This is a genomic window from Dyella monticola (assembly GCF_003363155.1).
Lineage (GTDB): Bacteria > Pseudomonadota > Gammaproteobacteria > Xanthomonadales > Rhodanobacteraceae > Dyella_B > Dyella_B monticola.
On the sequence record NZ_QRBE01000006.1, the window covers coordinates 224,101 to 241,159 of the forward strand.

12 protein-coding genes are annotated in these 17,059 nt (G+C 60.7%); 6 read left to right on the top strand and 6 right to left on the bottom strand.

The annotated features are described in order from the left end of the window. Position 1: 1 nt before the first annotated feature. A complete protein-coding gene (locus DWU98_RS12070; RefSeq protein ID WP_230474821.1) occupies positions 2-1,285 on the bottom strand; it encodes an MFS transporter in 1,284 nt (427 codons plus the stop codon). A gap of 198 nt (positions 1,286-1,483) precedes the next feature. Here DWU98_RS12070 and DWU98_RS12075 point away from each other — a divergent pair, with 198 nt between their 5' ends. Next, positions 1,484-1,741, top strand: a complete 258-nt coding sequence (locus DWU98_RS12075; protein WP_115495807.1) for an exodeoxyribonuclease VII small subunit — start codon at positions 1,484-1,486, stop codon at positions 1,739-1,741. A gap of 73 nt (positions 1,742-1,814) precedes the next feature. On the opposite strand, the gene DWU98_RS12080 is transcribed toward DWU98_RS12075, so the two are convergent. Together DWU98_RS12080 and pmbA are read right to left on the bottom strand one after the other, a co-directional pair. After that, a complete protein-coding gene (locus tag DWU98_RS12080) occupies positions 1,815-2,252 on the bottom strand; it encodes a DUF4870 domain-containing protein (RefSeq protein WP_115495808.1) in 438 nt (145 codons plus the stop codon). A 107-nt stretch (positions 2,253-2,359) separates the two neighbouring features. Next, the gene (pmbA, locus tag DWU98_RS12085; RefSeq protein WP_115495809.1) at positions 2,360-3,730 is read right to left on the bottom strand and encodes a metalloprotease PmbA; all 1,371 of its coding nucleotides are present in this window, start codon (positions 3,728-3,730) and stop codon (positions 2,360-2,362) included. Positions 3,731-3,829: 99 nt separating this feature from the next. Between pmbA and DWU98_RS12090 the strand changes: the two genes are divergently transcribed. Then, positions 3,830-4,084 carry a DUF1653 domain-containing protein gene (locus DWU98_RS12090; protein WP_115495810.1) on the top strand — a complete coding sequence of 85 codons (255 nt, stop codon included), beginning with the start codon at positions 3,830-3,832 and terminating at the stop codon, positions 4,082-4,084. Continuing rightward, complete coding sequence (yjgA, locus tag DWU98_RS12095; RefSeq protein ID WP_115495811.1) at positions 4,081-4,605, top strand: ribosome biogenesis factor YjgA; 525 nt, start codon at positions 4,081-4,083, stop codon at positions 4,603-4,605. Before DWU98_RS12090 ends, yjgA begins: the two co-directional genes overlap by 4 nt. Before the next feature lie 160 nt (positions 4,606-4,765). Here the strand turns inward: yjgA and tldD are convergent, their stop codons facing one another. Further along, complete coding sequence (gene tldD / locus DWU98_RS12100; RefSeq protein ID WP_115495812.1) at positions 4,766-6,205, bottom strand: metalloprotease TldD; 1,440 nt, start codon at positions 6,203-6,205, stop codon at positions 4,766-4,768. Between the two features lie 136 nt (positions 6,206-6,341). Here tldD and DWU98_RS12105 point away from each other — a divergent pair, with 136 nt between their 5' ends. Next, positions 6,342-7,553 carry a sterol desaturase family protein gene (locus DWU98_RS12105; protein ID WP_115495813.1) on the top strand — a complete coding sequence of 404 codons (1,212 nt, stop codon included), beginning with the start codon at positions 6,342-6,344 and terminating at the stop codon, positions 7,551-7,553. Here DWU98_RS12105 and DWU98_RS12110 read toward each other — a convergent pair. Further along, on the bottom strand, positions 7,550-11,395 hold the full coding sequence (locus DWU98_RS12110; protein WP_115495814.1) for a YhdP family protein: 3,846 nt from the start codon (positions 11,393-11,395) through the stop codon (positions 7,550-7,552). The two genes, DWU98_RS12105 and DWU98_RS12110, sit on opposite strands and share 4 nt — an antisense overlap. Positions 11,396-11,461: 66 nt before the next feature. Next, positions 11,462-12,955 (bottom strand): ribonuclease G, encoded by a 1,494-nt coding sequence (gene rng, locus DWU98_RS12115; protein WP_115495815.1) that lies wholly within the window; start codon positions 12,953-12,955, stop codon positions 11,462-11,464. A gap of 110 nt (positions 12,956-13,065) precedes the next feature. Between rng and DWU98_RS12120 the strand changes: the two genes are divergently transcribed. Together DWU98_RS12120 and DWU98_RS12125 are read left to right on the top strand one after the other, a co-directional pair. Next, a complete protein-coding gene (locus DWU98_RS12120) occupies positions 13,066-13,587 on the top strand; it encodes a mismatch-specific DNA-glycosylase (RefSeq protein WP_115495816.1) in 522 nt (173 codons plus the stop codon). 273 nt (positions 13,588-13,860) lie between these two features. Then, positions 13,861-17,055, top strand: a complete 3,195-nt coding sequence (locus tag DWU98_RS12125) for an efflux RND transporter permease subunit (RefSeq protein WP_115495817.1) — start codon at positions 13,861-13,863, stop codon at positions 17,053-17,055. Positions 17,056-17,059 lie beyond the last annotated feature (4 nt).

Below are 17,059 nucleotides of genomic sequence, written 5' to 3' on the forward strand. Positions count from 1 at the left end.
GTCAGGATTCCTGCCGCGCCTTGTGTTCCAGCGTGGGTGCAGGCGCAGTGCCCGCTACCCGGCGATTGACGAAATACATCAGCGCCAACGTCACCGTGGTCGTACACACCAGCACATCGCCCAGCTCGTCGAAATGCTGCAGCGGGCCGTTGCCCACTTGCACCACCACCAACCCACCCAGCACCGCAGCAACACCGCCGGCCACCTGCTGCAAGGAGGAGCTGATCGACATGTATGCGCCACGATCAGGCGGTTTGGGTAGCCCCGACATCAACGCCGACGACGAAATGATGCGCGAGAAAATGCCGATCTGCAGCAAGGCGCTGACACCGATCAGCGGCCACAAGCCCACGTTGGACAAGCGCGTGTAGATCACCACCATCACGATGGTCATCACGCAGCCGAACGCGAACACGCGGTACTTGCCGAATTTGTCGCTGGCGCGGCCGATCAGCGGTCCCATCGCCGCAGAGATCAGGCCCGTCGCCAGATAAACCACCGACAATTGATCCACTGAAATGCCAACGTTGTGCACCAGGAATATCGTCGAATAAGGCATCAACAGAAAACCGCCAATGGACAACATACCGGTGGTGATGAAACCCAGCAGGTACGACCGCGTGGTCAAGGTGTGTACCAAGTGATGCAGTGGCTTCTTGTCTGGGCGCAGCGCCAGATGCGCATTCACTGGACGCAGCCGCCCGATGATCGTGCCGCCCACTACGGTGCACACAATCACGATCAGGAAAAACGGCGCATTCCAGCCCCATCTGCTGGACAGGAACAAGCTCAACGGCAGACCCAGCACGGAACTGGCCGCGAATGCGGTTTGGATGAAACCCATCACGCGTCCGCGCATCGACAGTGGAAACAAGTCGGTGACGATGGCCATGGAGGCTGCTCCTACCACGCCGGCGAACATACCGGTGACCATGCGCGCGAGCAACAAGGTGATGTAGCTGTGGGCCAATCCGCAGAGCAAGGTGCCGAGCATGAAGCCGCTATAGAAAACCAGCAGCAGCTTTTTCCGGTCGAAGCGGTCGGCAAAGCCCGCCGCGCAAATACCGGAAACGCCCGCCGCAAAGGCATACGCCGACACCACATCACCAAATTGCCCTGGCGTGATGTGCAAGGCCGGCACAACCAGCGCACCCAGTGGCGCCAGCAGCATGAAATCCAGCACGATGGTGAGCTGCAGAAAGGCCAGCACGGCCACCACGAATTTTTGATAGCCGGAAAAACCCGTGCTGCCGGGCTCTGCAGCATGCGACAACGTATTGGTCACAAAGACTCCTGAGGCGAACCGCCGCCTAATGCCATGCGGATGCGGGGATACTTAAAGATATATTTTAGATATATCGAAATCAAGTGCCCTGCCCGCACCACGTCTTGCTGCGACGATCGTGATTGGAAAGGCGATCAGGCGCCTTGGGGCCTCGGTGCCAATTGATTCCGCCCGTGTGCTGCGCTAGCGTTGCCCGCCATGGTCAAGCCCACTTCCGCCCCAGCTCAAACCACTCCCGTCGCCGATTTCGAGCGCTCGCTCGACGAACTGGAGCAATTGGTGGCACGCATGGAAGGGGGCGAGATGAGTCTGGATGAATCCCTCAGCGCCTTCGAGCGTGGCATTGGCTTGTATCGCCATTGCCAGCAGGCGCTCGACCAGGCCGAGCTGCGCGTTCGCCTGCTGCTCGACCCGGATGCACCGGACACGGCCGAACCGTTCGCACCGGAAGCCTGAGCACTTCACACCGCTTCGTCGCCGGGCTTTCGCCGGGCGACGATCGAGTAACGACGTTGCCGTCTCGCGCGATTTACTTGATCAAGCGCAGCGCAAACGGATAACGGTAGCGCACGCCTTCATTGGCCTTCAGCGCCGCAATGATGGTGAGCACCAGCCATGCCACGCCAATGATGATCCACAGCGGAATCGCAATGATCAGGCCGATACCGAAGGTAATGATCGAAAGCACCAGCAACACCAGCGAGGCGAGCGCCACGGTGATGTTGAAGTTCAGCGCCTCCTTGGCCTGATCGTTCACGAAGGGCATGGTGTCTTTCTTCACCAGCCAGATCACCAGCGGGCCGACGAAACATCCCCAGCCCCTGCCGAACGAAGCGGTCAGCAAACCGCCCAGTAGTGCGGATAAGTGCGCCAGCATGGCCCAGGTGCGCTCTTCGGCGGGAATCGCCTCGCTACCGATGGGTTCGCTCGGTGGAGGCGGTACAACGGACTCGGGCGGAACGCTCATAGGCATCTCCTTTCAAGTCGTGCAAACGCCGGCCCATGCCGGACGCACAGCATCGTAGCAGGGTCCGCAGGAACTTGCCGTCAATGATTATGTGCGCGGATAAGCGCTTATTCGCCCGCGACCGTCATGCGATCCACCAGAATCGATCCGGTCAGCAAATGCGAGCGCCGGTCCACATCGCTACCCACCGCAACGATGCCCAGCAACATGTCGCGCAGATTGGCAGCAATGGTGATTTCTTCCACCGGATAGGCCAGCTGGCCGTTCTCCACCCAAAAACCGGCCGCGCCACGCGAGTAATCGCCGGTGATGGTGTTCACGCCCTGGCCCATCACTTCGGTCACTAGCAAGCCGGTGCCCAGGCGGCGAAGCATGCCGCTGAAATCGTCCGCCGCGCCGCCATCGCCATGGCCGGGTTCGACCACCAGGTTATGAATGCCGCCAGCGTTGCCGGTGGATTCCAGACCGAGCTTGCGCGCCGAATAGCTGCCGAGGATATAGCGGGCCAGCACACCGTTTTCCACCAAGACGCTGTCGCGCGTTGCAACGCCTTCGGCATCGAAAGCGCCGGAGCCTTGTCCACGCTTGAGAAGGGGGCGCTCCACGATCGTGAGCCATGCAGGCATGACTGATTTGCCGGCGTGATCAAGCAGAAAACTCGCGCGACGGTACAGCGCGCCACCACTCACCGCGCCAATCAGATGACCGATCAAACCGCGTGCAACGTCTGGCGAGAACAGCACCGGACATTGCCGCGTAGACAGGCGCCGCGCGCCAACACGCGCAAGCGTACGCTCGGCAGCTTTATCGCCAAGCACCCGCGCGCTGATGAAATCGTCGGCGCTGCGCGCGGTGTCGTACCAATAATCGCGCTGCATACCCGCTTCGTCGCCCGCGATGAGCGACAGCGACAACGAATGCCGCGTGCCACGCTCGCGTCCCACGAAACCGTGCGAGTTGGCGTAGACCGAAAGGCTCTCGCCTGCCTGTACGCTGGCGCCCTCCGAATTGGTGATACCCGAGTGTGCGCGGCCGGCCGCTTCGATCTCCTGGCCAAGCGCGATCGCATCGGCGGTATCGATCGCCCATGGATGCCAGAGGTCGAGATCGGGAAATTCTCTGGCCATGCGCGATGCATCGGCCAGGCCGGAAGCTGGATCTTCTTCCGTGTAGCGCGCGATGGCGCAGGCCTGGTCCAGCGTGGCCTGGATGGAATCGGCATTCAGATCGGCCGTGCTGGCCGAGCCCTTGCGCTTGCCGAAGTACACCGTCAGCCCGAAGCCGCGATCACGCGTGTGCTCCACCGTTTCCACTTCGCCCAGGCGCACATTGACGCTCAGGCCCGTATCGATGCTGGCGGAGACCTCCGCCTGGCTAGCACCGGCCTCACGCGCACGACGAATTACGTCCTGGGCCAGCTCGGTTAATCGGTCGAGTTCGCGCTGGCTGGCATCCTGGCTGATGGCGATGTCGCTCACGTGGGTTTCCTGTAGGACTGATGGGTACAATAGACGCAAGTGGGGCCGCCCAGACCCGTTGCCAATAGTTGATCCCGAAGGTTGCCACAGGAGCGGCCCATGTCCATAGCCACTGGCATCTACCGCCACTACAAAGGCCAGAGTTATCGCGTGATCGGTACCGCCCGGCATAGCGAAACCATGGAAGAGCTGGTCATTTATCAGGCGCTTTACGGCGACTACGGCCTGTGGGCACGACCCTTAGCCATGTTTGCCCAAAACGTAGAACTGGACGGCGAACCCATCCCCCGCTTTGCCCTGATCGAAGCCATGCCGGCCGAGTTCGCCCGCACCACCGACCGGAAATCACCGTGAACCGCACTTACACCGACGACCCCGATCACGACTACGGCCCAACGCGCACGCAACAACGGCGCGAGGCACTGGCTACGCTGTCGTTCGCCTCGCAATTGGCGGAACTGCCACCCTCCAAACTCACACGCGCGAACCTGCCTGAGGATGTGCTGCGGGAAATCGACCACCTGCGCCGCATCACGTCGCACATCGCCCGCAAGCGCCAGCTTGGCTTTCTCGCCAAGGTAATGCGTCGCCACGGTGACGAAGCCTTCGACGGCGCACGCACACTGCTCGGTGAGAATCGCGATCAGCAGCGCAAGGAAAACGCCGCGCTACATCGACTGGAAGCGCTGCGCGAGAAGTTGATGGATAGCGATGAATCGCTGCATGAGCTGATCGATCAGCATCCCGATATCGATCGGCAGCATCTGCGCTCGTTGATTCGCCAGGCGCGCATTGAGCGCGATGGCAATAAGCCGCCGCGTGCCTATCGGGAAATTTTCCAATTGCTGAAAACGTTGTCGGAAGACGAAGCGTAATCGCTCACGCGTTTTCAGAAGATGCGAGCCTAATCATCTGAGATCGCAAGAATGCCTCATCCTGCCTCGACGTTATTCCGGCGAAGACCGGATAACGTCGAGGCAGGATTTACGCTTTTAGCGAGACCAAGCCCTTCGGCGCACTTTGTCCTCCGAAGCCTTAGGAAGCGGTACCACCCACCGTCATGCTTTCCACGCGCAGCGTCGGCTGCCCCACGCCAACCGGCACGCTCTGCCCGTCCTTGCCACACACGCCAATACCCTCATCGAGCGCGAGATCGTTGCCGATCATCGACACGCGCGTGAGCACATCCGGGCCACTGCCTACCAACGTGGCGCCTTTCACCGGCGCTATCACTTTGCCGTCTTCGATCAAGTACGCCTCGCTCGCGGAGAACACGAACTTGCCGTTGGTGATGTCCACCTGGCCGCCGCCGAAATTTACCGCATACAAGCCTTTTTTCACCGAACGGATGATCTCCTGCGGATCGTGCTGACCGGCGAGCATGTACGTGTTGGTCATGCGCGGCATCGGCAATTGCGCAAAGGATTCACGCCGGCCGTTACCGGTGGGTGCCATACCCATCAGGCGCGCGTTGAGCTTGTCCTGCATGTAGCCTTTGAGGATGCCGTCTTCGATCAAGGTAGTGCACGACGTCGGCGTGCCTTCATCATCGACAGTCAGCGAACCGCGGCGACCTGGCAGCGTGCCATCGTCCACCACGGTGACACCCGGCGCAGCAACGCGCTGGCCGATGCGACCGGCGAAGGCGGAACTGCCCTTGCGATTGAAGTCGCCTTCCAGCCCGTGGCCGATGGCTTCATGCAGCAGCACGCCAGGCCAGCCCGGCCCCAACACGACGGTCATCGTGCCGGCCGGCGCATCAATCGCATCCAGATTCACCAGTGCCTGACGCACTGCTTCGTCTGCGAATGCCTTGGCGCGGCCGTTTTCCAACAGCTCGCGATAACCGTAGCGACCGCCACCGCCCGCATAACCTTGCTCACGCCGGCCGTTCTGTTCGGCAATCACCTGCACGCTCAGCCGCACCAGTGGGCGCACATCCGCTGCCAACGTACCGTCGGAGCCGGCAACGAGCACGGTATCGAGCGTGGCGCTCAAACTTACGATCACCTGCTTGACGCGCGGATCGCGCGAACGCGCATAGGCATCCACCTCGCGCAGCACCGTGATCTTGTCGGGGTTGGGCAGACTTTCCACCGGATCGATCGCCGGATACAGCGGCGTCACCCCGTTGAGCGCAAGCGGCTTGCCCGCGCCGCTGCCGCCGTGCGCGATAGCGCGCGCCGCCTTGGATGCCTCCAGAAGCTGCGGCAACACGATCTCATCCGAATAAGCAAAACCGGTCTTCTCACCGCTGATGGCGCGCACGCCCACACCCTGCTCGATGGAGTGGCTGCCATCCTTGACGATGCCCTCCTCCAACACCCACGACTCGCTGCGCGAATGCTGGAAGTACAAATCGGCGGCGTCGATGGACGGCCCCATGAGCTGCGTAAACACGCGCTCGAGGTCGCCGGTGGCCAAGCCGCCGGGAGTGAGCAGGCGACTTTCGGCCTGGGCGATGAGAGAGGTCATTTGTGTGGCCAGCTTGAAGGTGGGTGGGATCGATCTGGGGTCCGCTCGGCCATTTTAAAACCCGGACGGGCGCATGGTCGACGATGCCGCTAGGATGACGGCCAGCGGAGCCCCCGCGCTTAAGTGAAGGAACACCGTGAGCCATACACCCAAACCGGATTTGCTGGAAAAATTGATTGAACGCACCGTCAAAAGCCCCGTCGAGGAGACCCGCGAGCTCCTGCGCAGCGATGGGGCACTGAAGCCAGGACAAGGCACCGTCAGCAGCGTCATTGCGCTCTCGCTCGGCGTGCTCTGCCTGCTGGCCGTGCTGGCCTTTCATTTTCCCCAATATCTCACCACGCCCGATCTACGGCACAACTATTCCGTGGATGTGCTGCGTCAGTTGCTGCTGATCGGCCTGCTGATTGCCGGTGGGCTGTCTTTGGCGAATGTGATCCTGGGGCGGCGCCGCCAAATCAGCATGGTCGCGCTCGCTTTCGTTCTGCTTGCCACCGCGCTGGGCGGATCGCGCGTGCCGGTCGGCGAATTTCCCGATCACACGCCCTACATCGGACTGGATTGGTTCATTCTGGATCTGCTCGGTTCGACACTGATTTTCGTGGTGATCGAAAAGCTGTTCCCGCTCTACAAGGGACAAGCCGTTTTCCGCAAAGAATGGCAAACCGATCTAAAACATTTTGCGGTGAATCACTTTATTGTCGGCCTGGTGCTGCTGACGGTGAATTTTCTGCTGCATCACCTCTTTGGCACGCTGCTCAACAACAGCTGGCAACAGCATGTGCAACACCTGTCGTTTCTGCCGCAATTACTGTTATGCATACTTGTGGCCGATCTTGCGCAGTATTGGACACACCGCGCCTATCACGAAGTTCCCGTGCTATGGCGCTTGCACGCTGTGCATCACAGCGTGAAGACGATGGACTGGCTGGCGGGTTCGCGCCAACACATCCTTGAGTTGATCGCTACCCGTGTATGCGTGCTGGCTCCGCTCTATGTGCTTGGCTTTAGCGAAGGCGTGATGAACGCCTACATCATCGTCGTCGGCTTTCAGGCGGTGTTCAATCATGCGAACGTGCATCTGCCGTGGGGGCCGCTCCGGTACGTGCTCGTAACGCCGGATTTCCATCACTGGCATCACGCATCCGATGATGAGGCCATCGACCGCAACTATGCGGCGCACTATGCCTTCCTCGATTACCTGTTCGGCACGGCAGTGAAGTCGAAGAAGCAATTTCCTGAACATTACGGCGTGGTCGGCGACTACATGCCTGACGGGTTTATTCGCCAGCAGATGTTCCCTTTCGTCGGCAACACTCGGCCGCAACCCGGCGAGCCAAACAGCTAATGCGCCGAACTCGAAGCCGGTGCCGGCGCGGAGCTTCCGCTAGCCGGCGCCGATTGAGCCGAGGCGCCCACTGACGTGAACACGGGCTTGTCCCAGCTGCCGGTGATGCGATACCGCTGGATAGCCACGCGGTTGAGGCCTTTGCCCAACACGCTCTGCACCGCCAGGCCCGCCGCAATACCGATCGGTCCGCCCACCACCGCACCCACCACCGGCAAGCTGTTGCCGATGTGCGGGATCATGGTCATGTGCTGGTCGTAATCCTTGGTGCGCAGACCGGTGCGGCCGATGACGGAGATTTCCGCCGCAGGGCTGTGGACCTTGAGATTGTCGGTGTACGCGTTGCCGTTGCTGAGTTTGAAGTCGCCTGCGATCGAATCGAAGGCAAAGCCTTTACCGAATACGTCTTTGAAATTGAACGAAAGCCGCCGCGGCAATTCGGCAATGGAAGCAAGACCAAAGAAACGGCCCACGCCGGGTGCCACCTTGGGAATGCTGCCGTTGCTCACGTTGACGCTCAGTGTGCCGTCCATGTTGTCGAGCTCGAACGCCCACGGGCCGCCGGGCCACGTCGCATCGAGTTCATCATGCGTTTTGCCGCCTTCGAAAACGTCGGCATAACCGAAGGCATTGAGCATGTCGCCCAGATTGCCCGCGCTGAAATTCACGCGCAGATGCGTACTGCTATGCGTGGGTGTGCCCTTCCAGTCACCGCTTCCGCTGATCTCTACGCTTTTCGATTGCGTGGACAACTGATCGATGTGCATGCCCTCGCTGGTCGGCCAGGTTTCCAGCCGAGCCTCGCCAAGCTTGGCTTGATCCAGGCGCAAGTCGTGCACCCAGATATGCAGCGGCGGCATGCCCGCCGGATCGATGCCCGTGTTGGCAGGATCGGTTACCTCTGCCGGCACCGGCACCTCGCCGGGCTTCTTGGGCTGCGCCGTCGGTGGCTTGGGCCAATACATCCGCTGCAGGCGCGCGGTGATACCGCGCTTGGCCAGCTCCTCCGTCGGCACACTGAAATGGCCAGCGGCCAATGCACTGTCCACATCCAGTTCCAGCGTAGATGCTGCCGGCTGGGCGGTAATGTGCATCTGGGCGAAATCGCGCCCGAACATTTCGGCATGTTCGGTGGTGACGTCGATCGTCTCCAGGCTCATGCCGTTGTTTCCCGTCGCGCCACCGATGGATTGCTTCACCCATCCGGTGACATTCAGCTCCGGTGCGTCGCCGCGAATGCGCATGCCTTTGGCGGGAAGGCTGTCGGGCATCTGATCGCCGAAAGCAAACGTCGCGGCCAGCGGCGATGACGCACCTGCAGGCAGACGCAGCCGTCCACGCACCACCGATCCGAGCGCCACTTGCATGTCCGCACCATCGGTGGGGATACCTAGCGTTACATGCAGCGGCATGGTGCTTTCGGCCGGCTTATTCACCGGCACCGGGAAATTCAGCGCAACACCGGATAGAGGCGAATCGATGCTGAGCGTTTGGACGTCCGGAACGCCTTCTCCAGCATGCGCGATTTGATAGCCGATGGTGAATGGGCTGCGTCCACTGGCGACATCGCCCAGCCACTTCAATTGCGGATAACCCTGCAACAGTTCCTGCACCGCATAAGTGCCATCGACCTTGGCGGCAACCACGATGTTCGGATCGCCGGTGGCGCCCGCAATCGCAAGGTCGACCTGACTTGGTTCACCACGAAATCCGCCAGCGAGCGGTCCGGCGTGAAAGCCGTGCGCATCGAACGTGGCCGGACCGTTGAGCTTGTCCAGTTGCACGTTCCAATCCGGTGCACTGAGGTCGACGTCCTTCAACTGCGCGTTGCCGTCGAGCAGGAAGTCACGCATCTCATGCGTTGGCAACGACAAGTGGAAATCGAAGCTGCCCGTACCGCCGAGCTTGAGTTTGGCCAGCACATTCGCTTGCTTGTCTGCGATAGGACTGTTGGCGACGAAATTGAGCAAGTCCGACGCATTGCCGTTGCCGCTGACGTTGAGGTCCAGCGTGGTGTGTCCGAGCTCGGGAATCACCGCCACCGCATGATTCACTTTTACGCCCAGTGAATCGCCAGTGCTCGCTTCCACCAGCATGCCCCCGTCGATGAAGTTGGCCGTGGCTTGTATGTGCTCGGCCACCGGCCAGGTTTTGCCGTAGGCGAGTGCGAGATCGCTGATGTCCGCACGCGCTTCGAAGCGACCTTCGTTGTGGTGGAACGGCCAGTTGGCCAGACTGCCGCGAACCAAGACTGAGGCATCGTCAACGTGGCCGGAGACCAACGTATTATCGAGCCAGTTGATGGCGGACGGCGGCATCGAATCGATCGGCCAGAACAATTTCGCCGCGGTAATGTCCGCGTGCGTCAGGGCAACATAGACATCGAGAAACGGCCGGCCGCCCTCGCTCGGCAACGCGATATCGCCCTGTGCGTTACCGCCATAGCCTTCGCCTTCGAATGCCATATCAGCGATGCCTATGTGCGTAGCATCGTCCCCGCGCCATGCGGCAAGCGTGCCGGAGAGCTGACTCATCACGAACGGTTTGCGGAACGTGTGCGGAAAGCTGATCGTGCTCGTTTGCGTGGGCAGTTCCAGCGACACCGCCTCGGCATCGCCGCGCGCCTCGCCGTGCAAATGATCTACGCCCGGCAGTTTTCCGACGGCGGTGATGCCCACATCGTCGAAAACCGCATCGAGCGTGTTCAAGCCGTTCGCAGCGCTCCAATGGAACACGGCTCGATCGATCAGGCCATGAGGTTCGCCCGCACCGAGCCATTGCGCGAGCGTCGGCGACAATCCGGGCTTCAAACCCAGCCAGGGCATCAGCGGCGCAATATGCAGGGTGCTGGCAACGGCGCTGATGTCTGCCTGCGCAGTTCCGAAGTGGCGTACATCCACGCGCACGGCCCCCCCGTCGTTATCGGCCCAGCGCACGGTGTAACCGGCATCGCGCCTGCTCAATTCAGCCAGGCCGCTCAAGGTCGTGACACTCGCCTTGACGCCGGCAGGATTGGTAACGGCCATATTGTGCAGATCAAGCTGGAACAGATCGCGCACGATCTGGCCATCGCGCCAATCCATCCATACGGCCATTGAGCCATGACCGCTGTCGACCGCATAGCCACCCAAGTCAAAGCCCGTCAGCAGACCCCGCAGGTCGGCATCTTTGGTCGCCAGCCAGAACCTGCCGCTTGCACCGTCGTCGCGGAATCTTCCGGCGGCCTGCAGCACGCCGGTAGCGCCGAGCCGATGCACGCGCGCACCAACATGAATATGGTTGCCTTGGTGCGTCACGCGCAGCTGATCGGCCAGCAGCGTGTAGTGCTGATCGATGAGCTGGTCATTGATGTCCACGCGCAGGTTATCGAGCCAAAGCTCAACCGAAAGATGCCCGAACGAAATATTCTGGCGCTCGGCTCCGCCGGCCTCACCGATGCCGTTGATGTGCCAGTGACCGCTGACATCACGCGTGAGGTCCAGCTCAAGGCCGCTGGCCTGAAGGTTGAGCAGATGTCGCGATGGCAACAGCCACCCACCAAAATCCAGCTTCAAATCCACCTCGGGCACATGCAGGGGCGCGCCATTCCCGTTGGCTGCAAACGTAACGCCATGCATGATGAAACGCGGTCCAGACGGTTCCCAGCGTCCTTGCAGCGAGGTAAACGTCACCGGACGTTGCAGCTTGGTACTGAGCTCCTGTGCTACCCACTGCGGGTGTTTTGCCAGCAGCGGCAGCAGTACCTGCGCCAATCCCGCGCTGAGCGCGAGCGCGATAACCGCCACGCCCACCACCCAGCCGAGCGCGCGCGTTGCACGATGTACCCAGGCTTGCCACCGCATGCTCACCGGGCAACCACGTCGAGAATCGATGGGATGCTTTGGTGCGGTCCGCGTTGTGTGGGCGCGTTAAAGTAGTACGACATCGAACTGTTCCTGCGAGTAATGCTCCTCGGCCTGAAAGCGTATGCTTTTGGAGATGAACTCCTCCAGTTCGGCTACCGCGGCGGATTCCTCTTCGAGGATGCGGCCCACCACCTTCGGGCTGGCCATCACCAGCAATTCTTGTGCGTTGAACTGGCGCACCGCGCGCGTGATCTCACGGAATATTTCATAAGTGACGGTCTCGGCCGTTTTCACCGTGCCGCGCCCCATGCACGCCGGACACGGTTCGCACAATTGGCGTTCCAGACTTTCAGTGGTGCGCTTGCGCGTCATCTCGACCAGGCCCAGCTGCGACATGGGATACACCGTAGTCTTGGCGTGATCGCGGGCCAGCCCTTTCTCCAGCATGCGTATGACCTGGCGCTTGTGTTCCTCATCGGTCATGTCGATGAAATCGATGATGATGATGCCACCGAGATTGCGCAGCCGTAGCTGACGAGCGGCCGCCTGCGCGGCCTCCAGATTGGTCCGATAAACGGTTTCCTCCAGATTGCGTGTACCCAGATAACCACCGGTGTTGACGTCGATGGTGGTCATCGCTTCGGTCTGGTCCACAATCAGGTAGCCGCCGGATTTGAGCGGCACTTCCTTGCGAAGCGCGCGCTGGATTTCGTCTTCCACCCCGTAGAGATCGAAAATCGGCCGCTCGCCGGCGTAATGTTCCACCCGATCGTCCAGACTCGGCATGAACTTGTGTACGAACTTGGCCACCTTCTCGAAGGTTTCGCGCGAATCCACGCGTACTTTCTCGATGTCGTCATTGAGCAGATCGCGCAACGCGCGCAACGGCAGCGAAAGTTCTTCATAGACGCGATCGCCGACTTTCGCTTTCGCAATATTTTCCTGCACCACGCGCCACACCTTGCCCAGGTAGGTGACGTCGAAGGCCAGCGATTCGGCCGATTGCCCTTCGGCATTGGTGCGCACGATGTAGCCCAGCGGGTTGTCACCGATCAGCGGCGTGAGCACCTCTTTCAGGCGCAGGCGCTCGTTGTCGTCCTCAATGCGGGTGGAAATACCCAGCGTGCGCGCGTGCGGCAGCAGCACCAGGTAGCGCGAGGGAATCGACAGATGCGTGGACAGCCGCGCACCCTTGGTACCGATGGGATCTTTCACCACCTGCACCACGATTTCCTGCCCTTCATGCACCAGCTCGCTGATCGAAGGGATATGGCCGTTGCCATTGCCGTTGCCATTGACGGTATGGACTTCCGCGCCCTCCGGCAGCGAGGGCCTGACGATGTCGGAGGCGTGCAGGAAGGCCGCGCGCTCCAGGCCGATGTCGACGAACACCGCCTGCATGCCCGGCATCACCCGCTGCACCCGCCCCTTGTACACATTGCCGACGTAACCACGCCGGGAGGCCCGCTCGACATGCAATTCCTGCAGCATGCCGTTTTCCACCACGCCGACCCGGGTCTCGCGCGGGGTTACATTGATCAGGATTTCTTCGCTCACCGGTTTCCCCAAGCTATCCAGCCATTTATAGCCTTTAGCTGAGAGAGCTGTCGATGTGCAGCGCACGTATCATGCTGTACTGCCGAGTTCTGTAAAGCACCCTAAAGACCATGAGAAAGACCACCGCCGATCACATTCTCCCCGACGTCCTGCGCCCCGGCCTGCGGCTGGTGTTTTGCGGTACGGCGGCCGGCAAGCGATCGGCGCAGGAAGGGGCCTACTACGCCCATCCGGGCAACATGTTCTGGCGCGCCTTGTTCCAGGCCGGGTTCACCCCTCGCCTGCTGGCCCCGCAGGAATTCCCCCTGCTGCCCGGCTTCGGCATCGGCCTGACCGATCTGGCCAAGCGCCACATAGGCAACGATGATGAGCTGCCCAGGGATGCCTTTGATATCGCCGGGCTGCTGGCCAAGATCCAAACGTGGGAGCCTCAGGTACTGGCATTCACCAGCAAGCACGCAGCGCGCGCGGCGCTCGGTGCTGGCATCGACTATGGACTGCAGCATCGTGCATGGGGCCGAACCGAGCTATTCGTATTGCCATCACCATCCGGACAGGCGCGCGGGCATTGGGATATTGCACCGTGGGTCGCATTGGCTGCACATGCATCGCGGACATCTAGACGTCCATGACGCGCGAATCGTGCAAAAGTGCGCACCACGCAACGGCATGATGTTCCAAAGGTTCGCAAGCGTTACGCGGCCTGAGCAAGTCGGATGCATGTTCAATCGCAGGCCCTGGCGTTTCGCAACATAACTCCGCAATTACATGCGGAAGAGTGCATTGCCTTCGGCCTATGGTTGCCGACGCTAAAATTGTCTAGGCTACTTTCTTCCCGGCAACCTCCCTATAGTCAGTCGGTGCGAATGCTCGTCCGTTCGCGAGGCTGATGGAAAGCATCGGTTATGTGGATTGTCAAAATCGCGCTCGAGCGACCGCTCACCTTCATCGTTCTGGCGCTCCTGCTGCTGATCCTCGGGCCGCTGGCGATCCTGCGTACGCCGGTGGATATCTTTCCGAACATCGACATCCCGGTGGTTTCGGTGGTGTGGCAGTACACAGGCCTGCCTGCCGAGGACATGAACAACCGCATCATCACCGGTTACGAGCGCGCGCTGACGACCACGGTCAACGACATCGAACACACCGAAACGCAATCGCTCAACGGCGTCGGTTTGGTGAAGGTGTATTTCCAGCCGAACGTAAAGATCGATATGGCGGTAGCGCAGGTTACGGCGATTTCGCAAACCGTGCTACGTTCGATGCCACAAGGCGTCACGCCGCCGCTGATCCTGGTGTACAACGCATCCACCGTGCCGGTGCTGCAGTTCGCGCTATCGTCCAAAGAGTTGTCGGAAACCACGATCTTTGATGATGCTAATCAGATCGTGCGCACCTTCATCACCTCCGTGCGCGGCGCGGCGACGCCGTATCCCTACGGTGGCAAGCAGCGTCAGGTGCAGGTGGATCTCAATCCGCAGGCGTTGCTCGCGCATGGGTTGTCGCCCAGCGACGTAGTATCGGCCATTGCCAATCAAAACCTGATTCTGCCCGCCGGCACGGAGAAGATCGGCGACACCGAATACAGCGTGAAGTTGAACGGCAGCCCGCAGCAGATCGCAGAACTCAATAACGCGCCGATCCGCACCGTCAACGGCATCACCACCTACATTCGCGATGTAGCACACGTTCATGACGGATCGCCGCCGCAAACCAATGTGGTGCGCGTGAACGGTCAGCGCGCCGTGCTGATGTCGATTTTGAAAATCGGCGACGCATCCACGCTGGATATCGTCGATACGCTAAAAAACATGCTGCCGGCGATCCGCGCGGCAGTCCCGAAAAATCTGGAGATCAATGCGCTCTCGGATCAATCGCTATTCGTGCGCGCGGCCATCAAGGGGGTAATTCGCGAGGGGGTGATCGCGGCGGGGCTTACGGGCCTGATGATTCTGCTGTTCCTGGGCTCGTGGCGTTCGACACTGATCATCGCCATCTCCATTCCGCTGTCCATTCTCGCCTCGATCATCGCGCTGTCGGCACTGGGCGAGACGATCAACATCATGACGTTGGGTGGCCTCGCGCTGGCGGTGGGCATTCTGGTCGATGATGCGACGGTGACGATCGAGAACATCAACTCGCATCTGGAAGAAGGCAAGGAAGTCTACGATGCGATCATGGAGGGCGCGCACCAGATCGCGATCCCTGCGTTCGTATCGACGTTGTCGATCTGTATCGTGTTTGTACCGATCTTCTTCCTGGGTGGTGTGGCGAAATACCTGTTTGCACCGCTGGCCGAGGCGGTGGTGTTCGCCATGCTGGCCTCGTATGTGCTGTCGCGGACGCTGGTGCCGACACTGTCGCTGTTCTGGTTGAAGAAGCACGAGCACAACAAGCAGGCGACCGGGCCGCTGAGTCACTTCCAGCTCGGCTTTGAGCGTCGCTTCGAGCGTTTGCGCGAAGGCTATCGCGGCGCCTTGGAAACCACCGAGCGCCATCGCGGCCTGTTCGCCATTCTGTTCTTCGCAAGCTGCGCGCTTTCGGTAGGACTGCTGGTGCCGTGGCTTGGTCGCGACTTTTTCCCGTACGTCGATGGCGGCCAGATCAAGCTGCACTTCCGTGCGCCGGTGGGTTTGCGCATTGAAGAAACCGCGCGCTTGGCTGACGGTATCGAAAACGTCATCCGTGACACGATTCCGCAAAAGGAGTTGGGCAGTATCGTCGATACACTCGGCATTCCTTATAGCGGCATCAACCTCTCCTACAGCAACACTGGCGTGGTGGGCACCTCAGATGGCGATATCTTCGTGACGCTCAACGAAGAGCATCATCCCACCGTCGATTACGTGCGCAGCTTGCGGCGGCAACTCGCGCATAAATATCCCAGCGTGATTTTCTCGTTCCTGCCGGCCGACATGGTCGGGCAAATCCTCAATTTCGGCGCGCCCGCACCGATCGATGTGGAAGTGTCCAGCCATGATGCCGCTGCATCGACTCAGGTTGCCAAGGAGCTGTATGGCGATCTTTCAAAAATTCCCGGGCTGGTCGACTTGCGCATCCAACAAGCGTTGAATCTGCCGCAGATCAACGTGAATGTGGATCGCACACGCGAGAGCCTGGTGGGTCTGACCACCAATGACGTGGCAAGCAATCTGCTCACTGCACTGGCCGGTTCCACCCAGGTCAATCCCACCTTCTGGGTCGATCCGAAGACCGGCATCAGCTACACCATTGCCACGCAAACGCCGCAGTATCGCATCGACACGCTGCAGGAGCTGAAGAATCTGCCGATCCGCAGCGTGTCCGCGAGCAGCAGCGGCACGGCGAGCAGCAGTACGTCCAGCAGTCCAGCCAGCAGCCAGATCCTGGAAAATCTCGCCAGCTTTTCGCGCAGCGAAGGCCCGGCCATCGTTACGCATTACAGCACGCGTCCCACCATGGATCTGTACGCATCGGTGGACCGTACTGATCTAGGCAGTGTGGGACGCGATGTGCAACGCGTAGTGGATGCGCATTCCAAGCATCTTCCGCGCGACGTCAATATCGATGTGCGCGGGCAGGTGCAGACGATGCAACAGTCCTACAGAGGATTGATTGGCGGTCTGCTGTTCGCGATTGTGCTGGTCTATCTGCTGATCGTGGTGAACTTCCAGAGCTGGCTCGATCCGCTGATCATCATCGCCGCGCTGCCGGCTGCATTGGCAGGCCTGGTGTGGATGCTGTTCCTGACCGGCACGACGCTGTCCGTGCCGGCGCTGATGGGCGCGATCATGTGCATGGGCGTGGCGACCGCCAACTCCATTCTGGTGATCAGCTTTGCGCGTGAACGGCTTGCGCATCATGGCGATCCCGTGCGCGCCGCCGTGGAAGCCGGATTCCAGCGTTTCCGACCGGTGCTGATGACGGCCCTGGCGATGATCATAGGTATGGTGCCAATGGCGCTGGGTCTGGGCGAAGGCGGCGAGCAAAACGCACCGCTGGGCCGTGCGGTTATCGGCGGTTTGTTGCTCGCCACGGCAGCCACTTTATTCTTTGTACCCAGCTTCTTCAGTTTGCTGCATCGGCGCCGCAAAGCACGCCTCGATGCGGCTGCAGCGTGAGATC

Coding starts and splice junctions, on each gene's coding strand:
- DWU98_RS12075 (WP_115495807.1), top strand. CDS start 1,484: ATGGTCAAGCCCACTTCCGCCCCAGCTCAAACCACTCCCGTCGCCGAT.
- DWU98_RS12080 (WP_115495808.1), bottom strand. CDS start 2,252: ATGAGCGTTCCGCCCGAGTCCGTTGTACCGCCTCCACCGAGCGAACCC.
- DWU98_RS12090 (WP_115495810.1), top strand. CDS start 3,830: ATGTCCATAGCCACTGGCATCTACCGCCACTACAAAGGCCAGAGTTAT.
- tldD (WP_115495812.1), bottom strand. CDS start 6,205: ATGACCTCTCTCATCGCCCAGGCCGAAAGTCGCCTGCTCACTCCCGGC.
- DWU98_RS12110 (WP_115495814.1), bottom strand. CDS start 11,395: ATGCGGTGGCAAGCCTGGGTACATCGTGCAACGCGCGCGCTCGGCTGG.
- DWU98_RS12120 (WP_115495816.1), top strand. CDS start 13,066: ATGAGAAAGACCACCGCCGATCACATTCTCCCCGACGTCCTGCGCCCC.
- DWU98_RS12125 (WP_115495817.1), top strand. CDS start 13,861: ATGTGGATTGTCAAAATCGCGCTCGAGCGACCGCTCACCTTCATCGTT.